The organism is Streptomyces sp. NPDC030798, from assembly GCF_055572275.1.
Genome location: NZ_JBVIDR010000002.1, coordinates 147,719 through 169,221 on the forward strand (window position 1 = coordinate 147,719; position 21,503 = coordinate 169,221).

At 73.1% G+C, this 21,503-nt stretch carries 19 protein-coding genes and 1 tRNA gene; 7 read left to right on the forward strand and 13 right to left on the reverse strand.

What is annotated here, in order from left to right; genetic code table 11:
* The first annotated feature begins 309 nt into the window (after positions 1-309).
* Positions 310-1,569 carry a M6 family metalloprotease domain-containing protein gene (locus ACZ404_RS05210; protein ID WP_468437139.1) on the forward strand — a complete coding sequence of 420 codons (1,260 nt, stop codon included), beginning with the start codon at positions 310-312 and terminating at the stop codon, positions 1,567-1,569.
* 182 nt (positions 1,570-1,751) lie between these two features.
* Here the strand turns inward: ACZ404_RS05210 and ACZ404_RS05215 are convergent.
* The 7 genes from ACZ404_RS05215 to ACZ404_RS05245 form a co-directional block, all read right to left on the reverse strand.
* Positions 1,752-1,825 (reverse strand) — tRNA-Lys (locus tag ACZ404_RS05215).
* Positions 1,816-2,391, reverse strand: a complete 576-nt coding sequence (locus ACZ404_RS05220; RefSeq protein ID WP_468436097.1) for a bifunctional DNA primase/polymerase — start codon at positions 2,389-2,391, stop codon at positions 1,816-1,818. The genes ACZ404_RS05215 and ACZ404_RS05220 overlap by 10 nt, the downstream gene beginning before the upstream one ends.
* A gap of 123 nt (positions 2,392-2,514) precedes the next feature.
* Positions 2,515-2,886, reverse strand: coding sequence for a hypothetical protein (locus ACZ404_RS05225; protein ID WP_468436099.1), 372 nt, complete (start codon positions 2,884-2,886; stop codon positions 2,515-2,517).
* A gap of 260 nt (positions 2,887-3,146) precedes the next feature.
* On the reverse strand, positions 3,147-4,484 hold the full coding sequence (locus ACZ404_RS05230) for a DEAD/DEAH box helicase family protein (protein ID WP_468436101.1): 1,338 nt from the start codon (positions 4,482-4,484) through the stop codon (positions 3,147-3,149).
* Positions 4,481-6,079: an MCP four helix bundle domain-containing protein gene (locus ACZ404_RS05235; protein WP_468436103.1), complete on the reverse strand. Its 1,599-nt coding sequence runs from the start codon at positions 6,077-6,079 to the stop codon at positions 4,481-4,483. The genes ACZ404_RS05230 and ACZ404_RS05235 overlap by 4 nt, the downstream gene beginning before the upstream one ends.
* 67 nt (positions 6,080-6,146) lie before the next feature.
* On the reverse strand, positions 6,147-7,343 hold the full coding sequence (locus ACZ404_RS05240) for a hypothetical protein (protein WP_468436105.1): 1,197 nt from the start codon (positions 7,341-7,343) through the stop codon (positions 6,147-6,149).
* A complete protein-coding gene (locus tag ACZ404_RS05245; RefSeq protein WP_468436107.1) occupies positions 7,240-8,196 on the reverse strand; it encodes a phosphatase PAP2 family protein in 957 nt (318 codons plus the stop codon). Before ACZ404_RS05245 ends, ACZ404_RS05240 begins: the two co-directional genes overlap by 104 nt.
* A gap of 233 nt (positions 8,197-8,429) precedes the next feature.
* Here ACZ404_RS05245 and ACZ404_RS05250 point away from each other — a divergent pair, with 233 nt between their 5' ends.
* Positions 8,430-9,026: a histidine phosphatase family protein gene (locus ACZ404_RS05250; protein ID WP_468436109.1), complete on the forward strand. Its 597-nt coding sequence runs from the start codon at positions 8,430-8,432 to the stop codon at positions 9,024-9,026.
* A gap of 99 nt (positions 9,027-9,125) precedes the next feature.
* On the opposite strand, the gene ACZ404_RS05255 is transcribed toward ACZ404_RS05250, so the two are convergent.
* Entirely contained in the window at positions 9,126-10,598 is a 1,473-nt protein-coding gene (locus ACZ404_RS05255) for a hypothetical protein (protein ID WP_468436110.1), read from the reverse strand.
* 261 nt (positions 10,599-10,859) lie between these two features.
* On the opposite strand from ACZ404_RS05255, the gene ACZ404_RS05260 reads away from it, so the two are divergent.
* Both ACZ404_RS05260 and ACZ404_RS05265 read left to right on the forward strand, forming a co-directional pair.
* A complete protein-coding gene (locus ACZ404_RS05260) occupies positions 10,860-11,294 on the forward strand; it encodes a hypothetical protein (RefSeq protein WP_468436112.1) in 435 nt (144 codons plus the stop codon).
* A gap of 34 nt (positions 11,295-11,328) precedes the next feature.
* A complete protein-coding gene (locus ACZ404_RS05265) occupies positions 11,329-12,198 on the forward strand; it encodes a spermidine synthase (protein ID WP_468436114.1) in 870 nt (289 codons plus the stop codon).
* A 25-nt stretch (positions 12,199-12,223) separates the two neighbouring features.
* Here the strand turns inward: ACZ404_RS05265 and ACZ404_RS05270 are convergent, their stop codons facing one another.
* On the reverse strand, positions 12,224-12,727 hold the full coding sequence (locus ACZ404_RS05270; RefSeq protein WP_468436116.1) for a hypothetical protein: 504 nt from the start codon (positions 12,725-12,727) through the stop codon (positions 12,224-12,226).
* A 99-nt stretch (positions 12,728-12,826) separates the two neighbouring features.
* Here ACZ404_RS05270 and ACZ404_RS05275 point away from each other — a divergent pair, with 99 nt between their 5' ends.
* The 3 genes from ACZ404_RS05275 (at position 12,827) to ACZ404_RS05285 (ending at position 16,511) form a co-directional block, all read left to right on the forward strand.
* A complete protein-coding gene (locus tag ACZ404_RS05275) occupies positions 12,827-13,546 on the forward strand; it encodes a response regulator transcription factor (protein WP_468436118.1) in 720 nt (239 codons plus the stop codon).
* On the forward strand, positions 13,543-14,940 hold the full coding sequence (locus ACZ404_RS05280; protein ID WP_468436120.1) for a sensor histidine kinase: 1,398 nt from the start codon (positions 13,543-13,545) through the stop codon (positions 14,938-14,940). Before ACZ404_RS05275 ends, ACZ404_RS05280 begins: the two co-directional genes overlap by 4 nt.
* A gap of 110 nt (positions 14,941-15,050) precedes the next feature.
* Positions 15,051-16,511: a glycoside hydrolase family 18 protein gene (locus ACZ404_RS05285; RefSeq protein WP_468436122.1), complete on the forward strand. Its 1,461-nt coding sequence runs from the start codon at positions 15,051-15,053 to the stop codon at positions 16,509-16,511.
* A 97-nt stretch (positions 16,512-16,608) separates the two neighbouring features.
* On the opposite strand, the gene ACZ404_RS05290 is transcribed toward ACZ404_RS05285, so the two are convergent.
* The 4 genes from ACZ404_RS05290 to ACZ404_RS05305 form a co-directional block, all read right to left on the reverse strand.
* Positions 16,609-18,039 carry a GH1 family beta-glucosidase gene (locus ACZ404_RS05290; protein WP_468436124.1) on the reverse strand — a complete coding sequence of 477 codons (1,431 nt, stop codon included), beginning with the start codon at positions 18,037-18,039 and terminating at the stop codon, positions 16,609-16,611.
* A gap of 118 nt (positions 18,040-18,157) precedes the next feature.
* On the reverse strand, positions 18,158-19,048 hold the full coding sequence (locus ACZ404_RS05295) for a carbohydrate ABC transporter permease (RefSeq protein WP_468436126.1): 891 nt from the start codon (positions 19,046-19,048) through the stop codon (positions 18,158-18,160).
* The gene (locus tag ACZ404_RS05300) at positions 19,045-20,070 is read right to left on the reverse strand and encodes a carbohydrate ABC transporter permease (RefSeq protein ID WP_468436128.1); all 1,026 of its coding nucleotides are present in this window, start codon (positions 20,068-20,070) and stop codon (positions 19,045-19,047) included. Before ACZ404_RS05300 ends, ACZ404_RS05295 begins: the two co-directional genes overlap by 4 nt.
* Positions 20,067-21,398, reverse strand: coding sequence for an ABC transporter substrate-binding protein (locus tag ACZ404_RS05305; RefSeq protein ID WP_468436130.1), 1,332 nt, complete (start codon positions 21,396-21,398; stop codon positions 20,067-20,069). Before ACZ404_RS05305 ends, ACZ404_RS05300 begins: the two co-directional genes overlap by 4 nt.
* Positions 21,399-21,503: the final 105 nt, after the last annotated feature.

Genomic DNA, 21,503 nt, shown 5'->3' on the forward strand with positions numbered 1-21,503 from the left:
CGATCTGTGTCCGTGCCTGTCCGTGCCGGAAAGTGTGCCGATCATAGAGGCTGGCCCCGGGGCCTTCCAGCCACTCTCCAGTCTCCGAGATAGACCACAGGTTCTGACAGAACGTTTCTGCCCGCACCTGGACGGGCTCATCGGGCTCTCTACCAGTTGTGACGTTCCGTGAGTGTTTCGGGGTGTCGACCGCCGGGGCACGCGGCGCACAAACGGGCGCACTCACCCTTCTGGTTCAGGCAAACAGGGCGAAAGGTAACAAACTCACACAGTCTGGATCCGGTGTCCCGAGAACCGGATCCGGAGGTCATGGCCGTGCCCAAGCTGCGCAGTGCCGCCGCCGTGTTGACCACGATGTCGGCGCTCGCCGCGACCTCGGTCCTCACCGGCCCGTCGGTCGCCGAGCCCTTCTCGACGGCCCCCTGCGCCCTGCACCGGACCGACGCCCACCACTCGGAGGGCGTGGACACCTGGAACACCGCCTACACCCGCCCGACCGGCACGCTCGACGCCGTCATGATCTTCCTGTCCTTCCCGGACGCCCGCCCGAACACCACCCCCGCCGAGCTGGCCGCCGACCACTTCCCGGCCACCAGCCGCTTCTTCCAGCAGGCCTCCTACGGCCGCTTCACGCTGCGCCCGCACCCGCTGCGGCACTGGCTGCGCATGCCGCGCGCGTCCACCTCGTACGCCATAAGGCGTGACTGGAGCGCCGCCGACCGCGCCGCCTACCTGCGCGACGCCTTCGCGGCGGCCGACGGGGAGGTCGACTTCTCCCGCTACGACGTCGTCTACTTCGTCGCCGACCCGGACGCGCCCGGCGTGGACTCGGACGCGACGAAGGTGGTCAATCTGGAGACGCCCATCCACGTGGACGGCACGGACGTGCGCCGGGTCGTCACCGTGTTCGAGCGGCATCCGCCCGACCGGCTCGTCCTCGCCCACGAGACCGGCCACATCTTCGACCTGCCCGATCTGTACCACCGCCCGGTCGACGGCAAGGGCGACTGGGACACCTACGTCGGTGACTGGGACCTGATGGGCAGCCAGTTCGGACTGGCGCCGGACCTGTTCGCCTGGCACAAGTGGAAGCTGGGCTGGCTGGATCCGCGCCAGGTGGCGTGCGTCCGGGGGACCGAACCGGTCCGGCTCACCCTGGAGCCGCTGGCCGCCGGGCCCGGCATCCCGGTGCAGGGCACGGCCGGCGCCCCGGCGTTCGGCCTCGGCCACGGCACGAAGCTGGCCGTGGTGCGCACCGGGCCCGACAGCGAGCTGGCCTTCGAGGCGCGCGGCCGGGCCGGGAACGACCGGGAGGCGTGCCGGCAGGGCATCCTCGTCTACCGCGTGCACAGCGGCGCGGAGTCCGGCGGCGGCCCCGTCGAGGTCGTGGACGCCCACCCGGGCACCGAGGCCTGCTGGGAGAACTCCGTCTACCCACCCCTCGCCGACGCTCCGGTCACCCTCGGCGAGAGCTTCACCGTGCCGGGCGACGGGGTGCGAGTGGAGGTGGAGGACCGGACGGCATCCGGCGCCTGGACGGTGACGATCACGCCTCGACGGACGGGGTGACGTCGTAGGAGGCGGCGCGGGAGCCTGCCACGGGAGCAACCCTTGAAAAGAGCCCAGCCGCTCCCCACCTGAACGGGGGTGCGGGTGGCGAAGCCCCCACGACGCGCGGCGAAGCCGCACAAAAACGAAGATGGCGAGACGGTTCGCGCCATTTCCGCGAACACGCCTCGCCATCGCCATCGTGCGCCGCCAGGGACTCGAACCCCGGACCCGCTGATTAAGAGTCAGCTGCTCTAACCAACTGAGCTAGCGGCGCCTGCTGACGTCGTAGACATTAGCACCCTGGTCGGCGGGAGGAAAAATCGATATGCGCACCGCCGCGCGGGCCGCCCGTACCGCCGCCCAGAGCACCACCTCGGGGCCCGGCAGCCAGGGGTGACGGGTGTCCGGAGCCACCAGCCAGCGGGAGCCGCCGGGGGTGGGGGAGTCGCCGCCGTGCAGCGCAGGGACGGTCACCGCGTCGCCGGTCCCGTGGCACAGCAGCGGCGGCACCGCCTCCGCGCGGTGCGAGCCCCACTCCTCCCAGGCCAGCAGCGAGGGCAGCCGCTGGGCCGTGCCCGGGGCGGCGAACAGCAGCAGACGCCCCCGGTGCGCCGCGACGGGACCGGACCCCGGCCCCTCGTCCCACAACCGGTCCAGCATCCGGCGCCCGAAGACCACCGGGGCGCTCACCACGTCGAAGGCGGTGCCGCAGGGCAGTACCACCGGGGCGTTCGGACGCTCCTCCCACAGGGCGAGCGTGCTCCGGGGATACGTTCCTGCCGAGGCGAGCCAGGCGGCGCCGGCGGAGGTGACCGAGGTGACGTTCGGTGCGCTGCTCATGCCGACTACATCTACCGGGAGTGAGCGCGCGGTTCTCCTGGGTTGCCGAAAACCGGGACACGATGGGGCCAGGTGGAGTATCTTGCCCGGCTGGCATATGCCGGACGGGATGGACGGCGGCGTCTACACCGGGTCGACGGGGGTCCGGCCCTCCGTGTCGGCTCCCCGCATCAGGTCCCGCCCGAACTCCACCATCTTCTTCGCGTAGTCCTCGGTCCACTCGGCCCGCTCGGCGATGTCCGCCGGGGTCAGCCGGTCGAACCGGCGCGGGTCGGCCAGCTGGGCCGCCGCGATGGCCTGGAACTCCACGGCCCGGTCGGCCGCCGCGCGGAACGCCTGGGTCAGCTCCGTCGCCCGGGACAGCAGTGCCCGGGGGTCGTCGATCGACTCCAGGTCGAAGAAGTGCTCGGGATCGGCGGCCGCCTCCGCCGGCTCGAAGAGCAGGGGCGCGGGGCGTAGCCGCGGTTCGTTCCGACGCGGCGTGGGCTCCGCCATGTCTCCATCTCCTCCTCGTACGGTCCGATCGGCACCGCCTTCCGGTGGGCCACCGTCCATTGTCCCGCGCCCACGCAAGGGGGTCTCGACCCCCGGGGTACGCCGGGAGGGCCGGGCTGTGTGGTCATGGCCGCCGGCCGACCCGGTGTTCGGCGAGGTGGGTCGGGACCGCGTGGTTCGCCTCCCGGCCGTCCGAACTGTTTGCGATGGCCGCCTCCGGCGGCGTGCCGGACTCCGTCCGGCGGTGGTGGGTGTGGGGGTCATGGCCGCCAGTCGACCCGGTGTTCGGCCAGGTGGGCCAGGACCGCGTGGTTCGCCTCCCAGCCGTCCGGGAACTTCACGAGCGTGCCCAGCTGGACCGGTTCGGTGGACGGGTAGTCGTCCAGCAGGTCGCCGACGCCCGCGCGGCAGACCACGATGCAGGCGTGGCGGTGGCGGGAGGCCAGGACGCACAGGCGGCCCGTCTCCAGGTGGAAGGCGGTGGCGTCGGGGCGGCCGGAGAGCGGGTGCAGGACCACCGTGACGTCGTACTCGCGGCCCTGGAGACGGTTCGCGGTGTCGACGGTGACGTCCGTCACGCCCAGCTCGGCCAGTGCCGCGCGGACGGCGGCCGCCTGGTCGCGGTGGGCGGTGCCGACCGCGATGCGGTCGGCGGTCAGGGGCGCGGGCTCCGGTGAGCGTTCGGAGATCGCCGCGCCCTCCCGGTCCAGCAGACGGCGCACGACGGCGGCGACCGCCCGCACCGCCTCCGGGTCCGTGCGCGGGGTGTGCCGGGCGGGCAGCTCCAGCAGGCCCCAGCCGGACCGCGCCGCCTCGTCGATCACCCGGTCCGGGCCGGAGCCGTCGGAGGGGACCGCGAAGGCCAGCCGGCGGTCGTCGTGGTCCGTGCCGCTGCGGAACGGGGTGTAGGGGTAGAAGGCGTCCGAGACCAGCGGGGCCGCCGAGGCGGGCAGGCGCCAGGAGACGGGGAGGCGGTGCTGGGGCAGCTCCGGGTTGTGGGCCAGCAGGGTCGTCACCGCCGATGCCGACGGGTCGTACGACAGCCCCGCCCACTGCTCGCTGCCGACGATCGCGAACGGGTCGAGCTGGCCGGGGTCGCCCACGAACAGAGCCCGCTCGAACAGCCCGGCCACCGCCAGCAGCGAGTCCGAGCGCATCTGGTACGCCTCGTCCACGATCGCGTGCCGCCACGGCTCGTCCGCCTTGACGTGCGCCCACTTCGCGGCGGTGGACAGCACCACCGGCAGCCCGTTCAGGTCGGCCGCCTTCGCCGAGGTGCGGACGTTCGGCAGCTCGTCCAGCGCCTTGTCGTAGGCGTCGGCGTCGCTGCTGTGCAGCCGGCCGACCGGCAGCTCGGGGTCCTTCTCGGCGAGCCGCAGGACCAGGTCGTCGACCTGCGCGTTGGTCTGCGCGACCACCATCAGGGGCCGCCCGGCACCGGCCAGCTCCAGCGCCGCGCGGACCACGAGCGTCGACTTGCCGGCGCCGGGCGGCGAGTCCACGACGACACCGCGCTGCGTGCCGTGCAGCGTGTCGCGCAGGATCGCGTCCGTCGCCCGGGCGGCCGCCGCCCCGGGGTCGAAGCCGACCGTCGTCACAGCACGTCCTCCTCGGTCACCGCGTCGGGCGTCTCCGGCACGGCCTCGCCCGGCGGGCCGCCGTGCGTCCACGGGGTCTCCTCCGGGTCCGGCAGCTTCGCGCCGCCGCGCTGCTCGTGCTCGAAGAGGGTGAAGCAGACCACGTCCCCCTTCTCCGGCACCGACCCGGGCTCCGGCTCCCTGCCGCGGCCCATCTTGTCCAGGATCCGCAGGACCAGCAGGCCCTCCTCGGGCGCGCCCTCGTACCCGACGAACTCCGCCGCCTGCGGCTTGCCGCCCAGCGAGCGGAACACCTTCGCGCGCTCCGCCAGATGGGGCCGGTCCTCCGTGCGGACCGTCACCAGCGGGCGCGGGCTGGGCCGCTTGCCCTCGCTGTACGCCATCACGGCGTCGGTGACCTCGCCCGCGAAGGCCTCACCGGCCAGCCGCCGCCCGGCCATCACCAGCGGGTCGTCCAGCGCCTCCTGCGCCTCCAGGCGTGCCTGCTCGCGCTCGCGCGTGGCCAACTTGTTCGCCGCCGTCACCGCGTCGTCCCGGCGCGGCTGCGGGGGCTCGCCGGCCAGGACCCGGTCCCGGTGGCCGGTGAACGACCAGCGGTCCCGCGTCCACCGCTCCTCGACATGCACCCCCTCCGGCAGCGCCCGCAGCAGGTCCAGGCCCCGCCACACCGCGTCCCAGGTGGGGCGGATGCGGCTCTCCACCAGGTCGCGGATGCGCTGCTCGGCCGCGGTGAGCGCGGCCAGCCGGTCGTCGGCCTCCAGGGCGTCCTCGGCGGCCCCGAGGGCGGTACGCGCGCGGTCGTAGCGTTCGACGGCCGGGGCCAGCAGCTTGTTGTCGAACGCCGGGTCGGTGGCCGGGCCGGCCGGCGGGCACAGCAACTGGCCCTCGCCGTCCCGGGCGAGCTCGGCCCGCTCGGCGGCCTCCGCGCCCGTGCAGCCCGCCGGGGGGTCGATCCAGGCGAGCAGGGCGCCCAGGTGCTGGTCCTCCAGGCTGGACTGGCCGGTCGCCCAATGCCGGGACAGCACCTCGGTGAGCGCCAGGAGCAGCGACGAGCCGGGGACGCGGGCCCGCTCGCCGTAATGGGTGAGCCAGCGGCCGAGCAGCGGCACCCGGGGCGGCGCCGGATGGGGCGTCTCCGGGTCCTGCTCGGCGGTGCGCCTGAAGCGCATGGAGCGGCCGAGCAGCCGGACGAAGTCCAGGCCTGCGCGGCTCGGCACGATGAGCTGCGGCGCGTCCGTGCACAGCTCGACCTCGACCTTGACCCGCTTGCCGGTCTCCGGGTCGGTCTCGGTGCGCTCGGCGGCCTCGACCACGTCCGCGTAGGAGTCGAGGTGGGGCAGGACGACGTCGGCCAGCTCGGCGAGGAACGCGAAGCGCAGGTCCCGGTCGCGGGGCTGCGGCACGACCAGCAGGCGCGGCGCGTCCCGGTCGGTGCCCACCAGCGCGCCCAGCGGGGCGCCGGCCTCACCGGCGGTGGTGAGCGGCACGAACACCAGGGGGCGCTCGGACAGATGCCGGTGCCGGACGGTCGCGGTGGGCCGGGCCCGGCCGGAGCTGACGGCCTCGAGACGGGCGAGGGTGACGATCAGCGACACGGGTCGACCTCCGCGTGCGAGGCCCGGCCGGCCGCGCGTCGGGCCTGGAGACGGGTGGGGGTGCCGGTCAGGGACACGGGGCCACCCCCGCGTGCGGGGCGCGGCCGGACAGGGCCTCGGCGCGGAGGGCGGCCGCGCGGCGCAGGGCCGCGACCGCCGGGTCGGTGGGGTCGCCGGCCTCGCCCCGGGCCGCCGCGAGGACCTCGTCGACCGTGGTCAGGCCGCCGAGTTCGGCGCGCAGGGGACGGCCGAGACGGGTCACGGCGCCGGCCGCGCGGGAGCGTTCCCGGCAGTGGAAGGCCAGCTCGCAGGCGGACAGGCAGTCGGGCGCGTACGTCGCCGGCACCGCCTCGACGGCCGCCGTCAGCTCCTCGGCCGGCCGGTCGGGCGCGAAGCACGTGCCCTGCGGGAGGCCGTCGGCGATCTCCTCGACGCGGGTGAGCCGGGCCAGCTGCCGGGCGGTGACCGCGCGCTGCTTGCGGACGTCCACGGCGGACGCCGTGGGCAGGTTGGAGAAGTCCTTCGGGCACACCAGCAGCACCCGGTGCCGCACCCGCGGGGCGGGGTCGAGCCGGGCGGCGACGTCCTCCAGGGCCAGCACGTACACCGCCGCCTGCCGGGCGGCCGCGCCCACCTTCGCGGGGTCGGCCGAGCCGTCCAGCATCGGGAAGGACTTGATCTCCACGACCGTCCAGCTGCCGTCCGGGTGCACCACCACCGCGTCCGGCTCCAGGAACGCGAGCGAGCCCGCCACGTCCAGCGCGAGCATCGGGTGGTCCAGCAGCGTCCAGCCGCCCGCGGCCACCGCCTCGCGCAGCGCCAGCGCCGTACGCGCCGTGCGCCCCTCGGGGCCCAGCGCGGACAGGTCGGGCACCGCGGCCCCGGCGGGCGGCTCGGCGCCCGGGTCGAGCCGCGCGTGGACCAGCCGCAGCAGCTCCGCGCCGCCGTCCGCCTTCACCTTCGCCTCGAACGCGTTGCCCCGGGTCAGCGCGAACTGGGACTGCCCGAAACCCGACGGCGCGCCCAGCGCGCTCGCCAGCGCCGCCTTGTCCACCCCGGCGCCGTCCAGGATCGCCCGCCGGCGGCACCCGGGGTTCGCGGCGAGCGCCGCGAGGGCGCGCGCGTCCAGTGCCTTGGCCGGTACGCCGGGACCGCGCAGCTCAGCGAGCCGCTGCCGGAGCCCCTTCGTCCGCGTCTCCGGCGGAGGCGTCCGGTCCGGCTGCGGACGCGAGTTGCGACTCGCGCTGCCGTGGAATTCGCTCACCCGCGGAAGTCTGGCATCCGCCACTGACAATCGGGGACCCCGCACCCGCCGGGACCGCCGCGGCCACCGGCGCCCGGGAGGCCGGGCGGGCCCTCAGCAGGTCCGCGCCGCGCATCACCCGCGGCCCGAGCAGCAGGCCCACGCCCATCACGGCGACCCCCGCGACCGCGTCCAGGAAGTAGTGGTTGGCGGTGCCCATGACCACCAGCGCGGTCAGCAGCGGGTAGGCCACGCCGAAGACCTTCGCCAGGCGCGTGCCGCCGTGACGCCAGAGCATGACCCCGCACCACAGCGCCCAGCCCACGTGCAGGCTCGGCATCGCCGCGTACTGGTTGGTCATGCCGCCCATGCCGCGCGGGGCGCTGGCCTCGCTGCCCCACCAGCCGTACGAGCTGTAGTGCGCCATCGTGTCCACGAAGCCGTGCTCCGGGGAGAGCAGCCGGGGCGGGCAGGTGGGCAGCAGGGTGAAGCCGATGAGGCCGATGAGCGTGGAGGTCATCAGCCAGGTGCGGGCCGCGCGGTAGCGCTCGCTGCGGGCCCGGAACAGCCAGACGAGGACGGCGGGCGTGACCACGTAGTGCAGCGAGGCGTACCAGAAGTCGGCCGGCACGCCGAGCCACGGCTCGCCCGTGAACAGCCGGTTGAGCGGGTGCTCGGCGTTGAGGTGCAGGACCTTCTCGATGTGCAGGATGGCCAGGCCGTGGTCGACGGCTCCGGAGACGTCCCCGCGCGCGATGAGACGGCCGGCCGTGTAGATGCCGTAGATCAGCAGGATGAGCGGCAGCTCGGTCCACCACCGCAGCCGGGTTCGCGGGGTCACCTCGGTGGTGCCCGGTGTCTCGGTCTGCGGCATCCGATCGCCCTCCCCCTCCTGTGCGGTGCGCCCCCGGCGGGCGACCGTGCCACTTTACGGTGTCCGTATTCCGGCCCTGCGGGGGCTTCAGCCCTCAAAGACGCGGGGACCGCCCGGCGGGTTGCCCGCGCCCGGGGTGAGCGATGATGAAGGGACCGCGCCCTCGTTCTCTCGGCGCTGTTCGGCGCCCCTGTCGGCGCCCGTTCGGCGTCCCCGTCCCGGAAAGGTCTCCCATGGCACCGCGCATCCTGCTGGCCCGGCACGGACAGACGCAGTGGTCGCTGTCCGGCAAGCACACCGGCAGGACCGACGTACCGCTCCTGGAGGAGGGCCGGCGGGGCGCCAAGCTGCTCGGCGAGCGGCTGCACCGCGCTCCGCTGGACGGGCTGCCGGGGGTCGAGGTGCGGACCAGTCCGCTGGCACGCGCGCGTGAGACGTGCGAGCTGGCGGGGTTCGGGGAGCGGGCGGACGTCTGGGACACGCTCCTGGAGTGGGACTACGGCGCGTACGAGGGCATGAAGCCGGCCGAGATCCAGGCCGTGCGGCCGGGGTGGCTGATCTGGCGGGACGGGGTGCCCGGCGGCGAGAGCCTCGCCGAGGTGACCGCCCGCGCGGACGAGGTCGTCGCGTGGGCGCGGTCCGCGGACCGGGACGTGCTGGTGTTCGCCCACGGGCACATCCTGAGGTCCATCGGCGCGCGGTGGCTGGGGCAGCCGCTGGACTTCGCGGCGCGGATACGGCTGAACCCGACGTCGCTGTCCGTACTCGGCTGGGCGTACGGGGAACCGGCGATCGAGAGCTGGAACGATGTGGGGCACCTGGCGGGGTGAGCCTGTGGCGGGGCGGGGCGTTGCTCACCGAGGCCGGCGGCAACGCCCCAGGGGCGCGGAAAACCGCGCGACCGGCCCCCACCCGCCCGCAGCCGACGACTACGCCCGCCCGACCCGTGGCATCGACGCATGCCGGTCCAGGAACTCCGACACCCCCGACGCGCGCCGATGCGGGAGCAGGACCCGGGCCGTGCCCGCCAGCATCGTCTGGATGCGGGAGGACTGGACCTGGTCCAGCAGGTCGAGGACGCGCAGCGCCGCCTGGGCCGCCTCGTCGGGACGACCCTCGCGCGCGAGGTCGTCGGCCAGTTCCGCCGTGTACAGCGCGATGTTGCGCGTGAAGTGCGGATCCTGCAGCCGGGCCGCCCGCCGCGCGTGCCGGGCCGCGCGCCGCCAGTCGCCCAGCGTCGACCAGCACTGCGCCTCAAGACCCTCCAGCTCGGCCTCCCCGTAGAACGTCATCCACTCGGGGTCGGCGTCCGAGTGGCCCCGCTCGAAGAAGGCCTGCGCCCGGGCCAGTGCCTGCTCGCAGCCGGCCCGGTCGGCGAGTCCGGCCCAGCCGCCCGCCTCGCGCAGTGCGAGGAGGGACATCAGCCGGGGAGAGCCGAGCGTCCGGGCGACCCGCTGGGCGGCCTGCGCGGCGCGGACCGCTTCCCGGGGCCGGCCGGCGTCGCGTGCGAGGAAGGCGGTGTTGCAGAAGGCGTGGGCCTCGAGCCCCGCGTCGCCGGTCATCCGCGCGGTGGCCAGCGCCTCCGCGTAGTGCGAGCGGGCGTCGTCGAAGCGGCCGGAGTCGTGGGCCAGCCAGCCGACGGAGATGGCGAGTTCACCGGCGCCCGAGTGCAGCCGGTCGGCGGTCGTCTGCCGGGTCGCGCCGGCGTCCAGCAGCGCGTAGGCGGCGCGCAGGGGTGCGGCCGCGCGCCGGTACAGGCCGTCCGCGCCGTGCCGGTCGTCCAGCAGCCGGATGCGGCGGACGGCCTCCTCCAGGGCGGCCGCCTCGGGGGTTCCGGCGCGGCGCAGCGGCCGGGCCGCCGCCTTGGCGTCGGTGGCGAGCCCCAGCGGGCCCAGCGTGGCGGCGGCCACGGTGGCGCCTCCGCCGGTCATGAATGCGCGACGCAGCACGTCGCTCTCCTCGTGGTTCAGATGGTCGTTCGGGTACGGCTCGTCCGAGCCGTACGGGTTCTGCGGGTCGTACGGGCGGTTCTGCGTGTCATACGGCTCGTACGCCCGCGGGGTCTCACCCATGACGAGCGTCCGGGGCGGGTCCCCGGCCGCCCGTGCCGCGCGTCCGCGGACGGACGAGCGGGGCGCGAAGCCGAGATCGGTGAGCGTGCGACCGGGGAACATGTGCAGGAACACCCGTTCGTACGCGTAGTTGGGGCAGCGGATCTCACCCGCCTCGACCCTGCCGATGTAGCGCGCGTCACAGCTCACCCGCTCGCCGATCTCCCGCGCGGCCCGCCGCACCAGTGCCGCGAACTCGGCCGGTGAGCGCCGGCCGCGCAGCTGCCGGAAGGCGAGGTTCGGCCGTGCCGGCCGATCGGGCTGTGACGAGGTCTCGGTTGACGACGCCATGGCCGGGTCCTCTCGTGCGAACCGTCGAACCATGCCGGATCCGGGGTGGATTCGGGCTGAGTTGTCCTGTGACACCCTGGTTCCGGCGAGCAAGAACGTACCTGCTGTGTCGGACCCGCCACGCTGTGTTTGGCTACAAACCGGATATCTCATCCACGATCTGCCATGAAGTGCCATCCTTTGCGGCGCACTTGTGCCGTAGCCGTTGACGCGCTCGCGCGTTGAACCCCATGGACTGCAACAGGCGCGGTGGAGGCCGGCATGGAGACCAGCCAGAGCAACGATCCTTGTATGTCGCCGTCTTCGTCACCGTCGTCGTCCCTTCCGCACGCGGTGGAGGCGGCGGGGGACGCGGCGTGCGACCTCGTGACGGTGCCGGCCCGGCAGGGGCTGGAGGCGGTCGACATCCTGCGGCGCGGTACGGGCGAGGTGGTGGGGCGGGTGCTGCACGACGACGGCGGCGGCACCCTCGGCTTCCTGGTCCCGGCCGGCACGGCCGCCTGCTGGGACCTGCCCGGCAGCACCTGCACCGAGACCAACGGCCAGGGCGTGCGACTCGCCCCCGAGCCGCCGGTGAAGGGTTCGGACTGGCTGCTGCCGCCCGGCGAGGCCGACCTCGCCACCGACCCGGTGGTGCTGCGCCGGGCCCTCGGCGAGGCGGCCCGCACGATCGAGGCCGCCGACAACTGCCGGTGACGCGCCCGCCCGCCGGGCCTGCGAAAATGGACGGGTGGGCAGATCCAGGAACAACCGGCGCCGGCCGGCCGCCGCCGAGGCCGTGGTGCAACCGGTCGACGGCGGGCTCGCTGAGCTCATACCCGACCCGGACCGGGCCCGGGCCTGGACACTGCTGATCGACGGGGCGCCCCAGTCGCACGTCGACCTGGACGACCCGGCGTACCTCTCGTTCGAGTACCAGCGCCGCCTCGGCCACGTCATCGACCTCGCCGCCCCGCCCGGAAAGCCCGTCCACGCCGTGCATCTGGGCGGCGGCGCCCTCACCCTCGCCCGGTACGTCGCCGCCACCCGGCCCCGCTCCACCCAGCAGGTCGTCGAACGGGACGCGGGTCTCGTGCAACTGATCCGGCGTGAGCTGCCGCTGGATCCGAACGCCCGGATCAGGGTCCGTTCCGTGGACGCGCGCGAGGGGCTGGCCAAGGTGCCGGACGGCTGGGCCGACCTGGTCGTCGCCGACGTCTTCAGCGGCGCCCGCACCCCCGCCCACCTGACGTCCACCGAGTTCCTCGACGAGGTCCGCCGGGCCCTGAAGCCCTCCGGGGTCTACGCGGCCAACGTCGCCGACGGCCCGCCGCTCGCCCATCTGCGTGGCCAGATCGCCACCGCCGCCGCCCGCTTCCCGGAACTCGCGCTGATCGCCGATCCGGCCGTGCTGCGCGGCAAACGCTTCGGCAACGCGGTCCTCGCCGCCTGCGCGCTCCCGCTGCCGCTCGCGGAACTCACCCGGCGGGCCGCCTGCGACCCCCACCCCGCCCGGGTGGAACACGGCAGAGGGCTCATCGACTTCGCCGGCGGCGCCCTCCCCGTGACGGACGAGGCGGCGGTCGCCTCCCCGGCCCCGCCGCCATCGGTGTTCCACTGAATCCGGCCGGCCCGGACCGGCCCGTTCAGTACGTGCCCACGTCCACGTGCGGCGGGCCGTCGTGCCACGTGCAGAACACCGAGACGCGGTCCGCGCCGCGGCTGAACTCCACCCGGATCCAGGTCTGCGTCTTCCACACCTGCATCGACCAGCCCGTCCCCGGCGTCGCCGAGACCAGCGTCGCGTCGGCGGGGCCCAGGTCGAACACCGCCCGGCCGCCGTCGGTGTCGTAGGCCTTGACCCGGCCGGAGCCGGTGGCGGACGGGGACGGGCTGCGCGTCGGGGTCCGGGACGGGGTCGGTGCGGCCGGTGGCCGGGTCGTCGGGCTCTTCGACGCAGAGGGCCGGGCGGTCGTGGTGTCCAGGGGCTTCGAGCGCTGCGTGGTGCTGTCGGCGGCCGTGATCGGCAGGGCACGCGGCGGGCCGTACGCCGTTTTGGCCATGACCGTGTGCACACCCCACCACGACAGCGTGACCGCCGCTCCCGTCGCCAGCAGCCACGCCAGTACGTGTACGAGTCCTCTGCGCATCGCGGGCCATACTGCCTCACGGTTACGGCCGTGCGCACCCGAGCCGAGTTGTCCACAGGCGCCGGACCGGCATCCGCCGCATGGCGTACGGTGCGGCGCATGGCAAGTGTGCTCGTGGTGGAGGACGACCAGTTCGTACGCTCGGCGCTCATCCGGCATCTGACCGACGCCTCGCACACGGTGCGCAGCGTCGGTACGGCGCTGGAGGCGCTGCGCGAGGTCGCCCATCTCCGTTTCGACCTGGTGATCCTGGACCTCGGACTGCCCGACCTGGACGGCTCCGAGGCGCTGAAGATGCTGCGCGGCATCACCGACGTGCCTGTCATCATCGCCACCGCCCGGGACGACGAGGCGGAGATCGTCCGGTTGCTCAACGCCGGGGCGGACGACTATCTGACCAAGCCGTTCTCCGTGGAGCACCTGTCGGCACGCATCGCCGCCGTGCTGCGCCGCAGCCGCGCCGGCGCCGCGGAGCCCCCGGCTTCGCCCGTCCTGCGGGTCGGCGGGCTCACCGTCGACCCCCTGCGCCGCCAGGCCGAACTCGACGGCGTCCCGCTGGACCTGACCCGCCGTGAGTTCGACCTGCTGGCCTTCCTCGCCGGGCGGCCCGGTGTGGTCGTGCCGCGCAAGGAACTCCTCGCCGAGGTCTGGCAGCAGTCCTACGGCGACGACCAGACCATCGACGTCCACTTGTCCTGGCTGCGCCGGAAGCTGGGGGAGACCGCGGCCCGGCCCCGCTATCTGCACACGCTCAGGGGTGTCGGCGTGAAGCTGGAACCGCCCGTGCTCTCCGAGGGGGAAGAGGTGCCGCCGCGATGAGATGGGCTCTGGTCAAGGTGTGCCTGGCGGTCACCACGATGGTCGTGGTCGCCTTCGCGGTGCCGCTCGGGCTCGTCGTCAAGGAGATGGCCCGCGACCGCGCCTTCGCCAACGCCGAACGGCAGGCCGCCGCGGTCGCGCCCGCCCTGTCCATCACCACCGACCGGGACAAGCTGGAGCGGGTCGTGGCCTCCGCCGGCGCCGACTCCGGCATGGCCGTGCACCTGCCCGCCGACGGCAGCAGGGCCGCGCTCGACCTCGGCCGGCAGCGCGCCGGCGACGGCGACATCGAGGCCGTGCGGAAGCTGGGCCGCGCCTCCACCACCTCCGTGGCCGGCGGATCGGCCCTGCTGCAGCCGGTCGCGCTCGGCTCGGGGGCGATAGCCGTCGTCGAGGTGTACGTGCCCGAGTCCGCGGTGACCAACGGCGTCGGCACCGCGTGGGCGGTGCTCGCGGCCGTCGGCCTCGCGCTGATCGTCGGCTCGGTGGCGGTCGCCGACCGGCTCGGGGTGCGCATGGTGCGACCCGCGCAGCGGCTGGTCGAGGGCGCCCATGAACTGGGTGAGGGCAAGCTCGGCGCCCGGGTGCCGGAGGAGGGGCCGAACGAACTGCGGCTCGCCGCCGTCGCGTTCAACTCGATGGCCGACCAGGTCGTCCAACTGCTGGCCAACGAGCGGGAGCTGGCGGCCGACCTGTCGCACCGGCTGCGCACCCCGCTGACCGTGCTGCGGCTGAACGCCGCCTCCCTGGGCGCCGGGCCCGCCGCCGAACAGACCCGGTCGGCCGTCGCCCAGCTGGAGAAGGAGGTCGACACCATCATCCGTACCGCCCGGGAGGCCAAGCCGCAGACCGCGGCCGCCGGGCCCGGCGCCGGGTGCGACGTGGCCGAAGTGGTCCGCGAGCGCATGGTGTTCTGGTCGGCGCTCGCCGAGGACGAGGGCCGCAAGTGGCGGGTGGCCGGGGCCGAGCGCCCGGTGCGGATACCCGTGGCCCGCGCCGACCTGGCCGCCGCCCTGGACGCGCTGCTCGGCAACGTCTTCCGGCACACCGCCGAGGGCACCGCCTTCGCGGTCGACGTGCACAACGGCGAGGACGCGGTGATCGTCCTGGTCTCCGACGCGGGCCCCGGCATACCCGACCCCGAGGCGGCGATGGCCCGCGGCCGCGGCTCGGGCAGCGCGGGCTCGACCGGGCTCGGCCTGGACATCGTGCGCCGGCTCGCCGAGTCCACCGGCGGTGACGTCCGCATCGGCTCCTCGGTGCTGGGCGGGACCGAGGTGCGGATCTGGTTCCAGCTCGACGGGCGGAAACCGGCGGGCCGGGGGCACCGGGTGCGGCGGCGCCGGACGGGCAAATTGGTCTCTACCTTTAACCGTCCCCGATCCCTTCCTTAAGCGCAGCCTAAGAACCTCGACCGCCGTCCGCATCAAGCCATTTGTCCGATTCCGTATCGCTAGCGTGCTGCCGCACCTCACCCCCCTGACGAACAAAGGCAGGCACGCGCATGAGCACGCACCGGCGCAGGATCAGTGGCAGGAACAAGGCGATCGGCGGCCTCGTCGCCGCGGCCGTGGTCGGTGGCGGCGCGCTCGTGCTGACCGGCACCGCCAACGCGGCCGGGGTGAACGCCGCGTACACCAGGACCAGCGACTGGTCGACCGGGTACACCGCCCAGTACGTCGTGACCAACAACAGCGGCGCCGCCGAGAAGACCTGGACACTGGAGTTCGACCTGCCGGCCGGTACCCGGCTCAGCTCGCTGTGGAACGGCGAGTCGAGCGTCAGCGGGCAGCACGTCACCGTCAAGCCCGCCAAGTGGGACACCGACGGGCTCGCCCCCGGCAAGTCGGTCACCGTCGGCTTCGTCGTCAGCGGCACGGGCGACCCGACCGGCTGTCGCATCGACGACGCCCAGTGCTCCGCCGACGGCGGCCCCACCCCCGAGCCGAGCGGCCGCCCGACCCAGAGCCAGTCGCCCGCCCCGGCCCCGAGCCCCAGCAAGAGCTCGTCCCCGAGCCAGAGCCCGACGCCCACACCGAGCCCCACCAAGAGCACCGGCACCGGCACCACCGACTCGGCCGGCTTCGCGCCCTACGTCGACACCTCGCTCTATCCGGCCTTCGACCTCCTCGCCGCGGCCGACGCCACCGGCGTGAAGAACTACAACCTCGCCTTCGTCACCGACGGCGGCGGCTGCACCCCCAAGTGGGGCGGCGTCACCGACCTCACCAGCGACGGCGTGGCCGCGCAGATAGGCTCCCTGCGCGCCAAGGGCGGTGACGTCCGGGTCTCCTTCGGCGGCGCCTCCGGCTCCGAACTGGCCACCACCTGCTCCTCCGCCGACGCGCTCGCGGCGGCGTACGGCAAGGCCGTCGACGCCTTCAAGCTCACCAAGGTCGACTTCGACGTCGAGGGCGGCGCGCTGCCCAACACCGCGGCCAACACCCGCCGCGCCCAGGCCATCGCCGAACTCCAGAAGCAGCACCCCGGCCTGGACGTCTCCTTCACCCTCCCCGTGCTGCCGCAGGGCCTCACCCAGGACGGGGTGAACCTGCTGTCCGACGCCAAGTCCCACGGCGTGAAGATCTCCGCCGTCAACATCATGGCGATGGACTACGGCCCCTCGTTCAGCGGTGACATGGGCGACCTGGCCGAACAGGCCGCCACCGCCACGCAGGCCCAGGTCAAGAGCGTGCTGGGGCTGTCCGACGCCGCCGCCTGGAAGACCGTCGCGGTCACCCCGATGATCGGTGTCAACGACGTCTCCTCCGAGGTCTTCAAGGTCGACGACGCCACCCAGCTGGTGAACTTCGCCAAGTCCAAGGGGATCGGCTGGCTCTCCATGTGGTCCGCGACCCGCGACAAGGCCTGCGCCGGCGGCACCAAGCCCAGCGCCGACGCCACCTGCAGCTCCATCGCCCAGGACAAGTTCGCCTTCTCGAAGGCCTTCGGCGCCTTCAACTGACCCCGGCCGAACACCGGGCGCGGCCCGCCCCCACGACAGGCCGCGCCCGGTCCGGCCGGACGCGGCCCGCCCCCACGACGGGCCGCGTCCCGGTCTCTCAGGCGGCAGGCAGCACCGACGGCAGCGTGCCCGTGCGCGCCGCCTCGCCGTACCACCGGGCACTCGACTTCGGGGTGCGCTCCAGCGTCGTGTAGTCCACGTACACCGCCCCGAAGCGCTTGCCGTAGCCGTAGGCCCACTCGAAGTTGTCCAGCAGGGACCACAGGTAGTAGCCGCGGACGTCGGCGCCGTCGGTCAGGGCGCGGCGCACCTCCGCGAGGTGGCCGTGCAGATAGGCGATCCGCTCCGGGTCGTGCACCTGGCCGTCCGGGTCGGGCTTGTCGTCGTAGGCCGCGCCGTTCTCGGTGACGTACAGCGGCAGCCCCGGCGCCTCGCGCGTGTAGCGCATGATCAGGTCGTACAGGCCCGTCGGGTCGATCGACCAGCCCATCTCCGTGCGCTCGCCCGGCGTCTGATGGAACAGCACGTCGTCGGCGCCCGGCCAGGGCGAGTGCTCGCTGGCGCCGTGGCCGTCCGCCCGCGGGCCCTTGACCTCGCTCGCGGCAGCCGAGACCAGGGTCGGCGTGTAGTAGTTCAGGCCCAGCGCGTCCAGCGGCGCGTTGATCGTACGGACGTCGCCGTCCTGCACGAACGACCAGTCCGTGACCGACGCCGTCGCCGTGAACAGCGACTCCGGGTACGCCCCGTGCAGCATCGGCCCGTGGAAGACCCCGTTGGCCAGGTCGTCGATCCGGCGGGCCGCCGCCAGGTCGGCCGGGTCCTGGGTGAGCGGCCGGACGACCGAGGAGTTGAGGCTGATGGCGATCCGGTTGCGGGCCGGCATCGCCGAGCGCAGCGCCGCCGTGCCGAGGCCGTGGGCCAGGTTGAGATGGTGCGCGGCGCGCAGCGCGGCCGCCGGGTCGGTACGTCCGGGGGCGTGCACCCCGGAGCCGTAGCCGAGGAAGGCGCTGCACCAGGGCTCGTTGAGGGTGATCCAGTTCTCCACCCGGTCACCCAGCGCCTCGCCCACGAGCTGGGCGTACTCGGCGAACCGCAGCGCGGTGTCCCGCTCGGGCCAGCCGCCCGCGTCCTCCAGCTCCTGCGGCAGGTCCCAGTGGTAGAGGGTGACGGCCGGCTTGATGCCGTGGGCGAGCAGCTCGTCCACCAGGCGCCGGTAGAAGTCCAGGCCGCGCTGGACCGCCGGGCCCCGGCCGGTCGGCTGCACCCGGGACCAGGAGACGGAGAAGCGGTAGGCGTTCAGGCCCAGCTCCGCCATGAGCGCCACGTCGTCGCGGTAGCGGTGGTAGTGGTCGACGGCGATGTCACCGTGCTCGCCGCCGGCCGTCTTGCCCGGCGTATGGCTGAAGGTGTCCCAGATCGACGGAGTGCGGCCGTCCTCCCGCACCGCCCCCTCGATCTGGTACGCGGAGGTCGCGGCGCCCCAGAGGAAGGCGGGAGGAAAGGTCACGGGGGATACGGAGTCAGGCATGAAAGCGCTCCCAAGGGGGTCGTGGAAGACCGACGAGGTGGTGATGGGGGAGAGGGGACGGGCGGTGGAGGACAGGGGCCGGGGCGGCGGTGGCCCGGCCCCCGGGGGCGGGGAAGGGTCAGCCCTTGACCGCGCCCTGCATGATCCCGCCCACGATCTGCTTGCCGAACAGCAGGAACGCGACCAGCAGCGGCAGCGTGCCGAGCAGCGCGCCCGCCATGATCACCGCCTGGTCCGGCACATAGCCGGTGCCGAGCGAGTTCAGGGCGACCTGCACGGTCGGGTTCTGCTGGTTCAGGGCGATGATCGGCCACAGGAAGTCGTTCCAGGCGAACACGAACGTCAGCAGGCCGAGCACGGCCATCGCGGGCCGGGCCGCCGGGAAGACCACGTGCCAGATGATCCGCAGGCTGCTCGCGCCGTCCACCCGGGCGGCCTCGATCAGCTCCGTCGGCAGCGCCTGCACCAGGTACTGCCGCATGAAGAACGTGCCGAAGGCGGTCACCAGGCTCGGCAGGATCACCGTCTGCAACTGGTTCGACCAGCCGAAGTCCGCCATCCACAGGTACAGCGGGACGACCGCGAGCTGCGGCGGAATCATCATCGTGCCGATGGTCAGCAGCAACAGCAGCCCGGAGAAGCGGAACCGCAGCTTGGCGAAGGCGAAGCCGGCCATCGTGGCGAACAGCACCGTGCTCACCGTGATCGTCCCTGCCACGATCACCGAGTTGAGCATCGCGGTGCCGAGCCCTGCCTGGTCCCAGGCGGCCTGGAGGTTCTTGAACAGGTTGCCACCGAACCACAGCGGCGGCGGGGTCTCGGCCAGGCGCCGGTCGGTGCGCGAGGCCGCGATCGCCGTCCACACCAGCGGGGCGAGCGAGACCAGCGCGAACACCGTGAGGACGACGTACGTCACCGGGCCCGCGTGCAGCTGCTTGCCCGCGCCCATCACCCGGCGGCGGCGCTCCTTGCGCGCCGCCTTCGGCAGCGTCAGTTCAGTGGTGGTCATTGGGATTTCCTCAGCCGTCGGGTGAGCAGCAGGTTGACCGCGGCCACGAGCAGCAGGATCAGGAACATCGACCAGGCGATCGCGGAGGCCTTGCCGAGGTTGCCGATGATCCAGCCCTGGTCGTACATGTACAGGCCGAGCGTCTGGTACTGGTGCGACGAACCGCCCTTGGACCCGCTCACCCCGCCGAACAGCAGGACCTCACCGAAGAGCTGGGTCGCGCCGATGGTCGAGACGACCACGGTGAACAGGATGGTGGGCCTGAGCTGCGGAATGGTCACGTGCCGGAACTGCTGCCAGCGGTTGGCGCCGTCGATCGCCGCCGACTCGTACAGGTCCGCCGGGATCGCCTGCATCGCGGCCAGGTAGATCAGCGCGTTGTAGCCGGTCCACCGCCAGATCACGATCGTCGACACCGCGAACTGCGAACCCCAGTCCGACTCGCGCCAGTTGATCGCGTCGACCCCGAAGAAGTGCAGGATCCAGTTGACCATGCCGCCGTCCCACGAGTACAGCAGCGTGAACACCAGGGTCGCCGCGGCCACCGAGGTGGCGTACGGGGTCAGCATCACCACGCGCCACACGGTCGAGCCCCGCAGCTTGTAGTTCAGCAGGTGGGCGAGCCCGAGCGCGGCCAGCAGCTGCGGCACGGTCGAGATGACGCCGATGGTGAAGGTGTTCTTCAGCGCGTTCCAGAAGAAGTCCGAGCTGAGCAGGTTCCGGTAGTTGTCCAGGCCGGCCCAGGTCTGGTGGTCCAGCGCGGACAGCTGCACGTTGTGCAGCGAGTACCAGGCGGTGTAGAGGAGCGGGACCAGCGTGAAGGCCCCGAAGAGGAGGAAGAACGGGGAGACGAACGCGTACGGCGACGCCTTCATGTCCCAGCGGTACAGCCGGCTGCGCCAGGACTCGGCGCCCGCCGGCGCACCGCGACCGTCAGCGCCCCGGGCCGCGCCCGGCGGGGTGCCGGGCGCGGCCTCGGCGCTCGACGCGGGGTGCGCGAGAGCCTCTTTGGAGCTGGTCACTGGCCGAGCACGTCCTTGATCTCCTTGGACGCCGCGTCCCAGCCCTGGGACGGCGACTTGCCCTTCTGCTCGACCTGGAGGATGCCGACGTCGGTGATCGCGGTGCCGATCGGCTGGTCCTTGGCCCCGAGGGGCTGCGCCGGGATGGTCTTCGCCGAGTCGGAGAAGATCTGGGTGAGCGGGGCTCCGGAGAAGTACGCGACGGTGTCGGCGGCCGGCTTCAGGTTCGCGTACGCCGACGGGGTGGACGGGAAGCTCGCCTGCTTGGCGAAGACCTTGGCCTGCTGCTCGGGCGCGGTCAGCCACTTGGCCAGCGCGATCGCTTCCTTCTGGTTCTTGCTCGCCGTCGGCACGCCGAGGAAGGAGCCGCCCCAGTTGGCCGCGGTGGGCGCCGCCGCCACGTCCCACTTGCCCTTGCCGGAGTCACCGGACTTCTGCTCGATGTAGCCGACCATCCAGGCCGGGCAGGCGACGGTGGCGAAGGTGGCGTTGGCGAATCCCTGGTCCCACGTCGGGTCGAACTGCTTCAGCTTCGCCGACATGTTGCTGGTCGCTGCGGTCATGGCGACGTCCCAGGCCTTCTTCACGCCCGCGGACTTGTCCCAGACGACGTTGCCGTCCTTGTCGTAGTACCGCTCGCTCGCGCCGCCCACCGCCGCGTTGTACACGGAGGCCGCGGAGTCCACGAACTTGGTGCCCTTGGGCGCCTTCTTCATGTACTGCTTGCCGAGGTCGACGTACTTGGACCAGTCGCCCTTCCACTGCTCGGCGAGCTTGGTCCGGTCGGTGGGCAGGCCCGCCTTCTTGAACAGGTCCTTGCGGTAGCAGATCGCCATCGGGCCGATGTCGGTGCCGAGCCCTATGAGCTTGCCGTCCTTGGTGGTGGCCTGGGCGTTCTTCCAGTCCAGCCACTGGGACTTGTCGACCTCCTTGCCGAGGTCGACGAACTTGTCGGCCTGGGTCTGGACGGCCTCGGTGACGTTGCCGACCTCGATGGCCTGGATGTCGTCGGTGCCGGCGCCGGCCTGGAGGCGGGTGAGGACCTTGGGCCAGTAGACGTCGGTACGAGTGGTGACGTTCTCCTTGATGTTGATGTTCGGATGGAGCTTCATGTACTCGTCGTAGAGGCCGGCCTGCTTGTAGCCGAAGACGCCGAAGGTCCCGATGGTCAGAGTGATCTTGCCCTTGCCGCCGCCGTTGCCGCCGGAGCCGTTGTCCGACGAGCCGTCGTTCGAGTCGTTGGCGCAGCCGGCCAGCAGCCCTGTGGTCAGCGCGGCGACGGCCACGAAGGCCCCCACCCTGCGGGACCCGCGGATGCTCGTGCGCATTGCGTCCTCCTGTTGCCTGACGTGCCGACCCCCCGGCCAACTGCATGGAATTGGGCCCGTACTTGCTCGCTGCGGCTCGGGCGGGGAACGTGCGGGATGTGTATG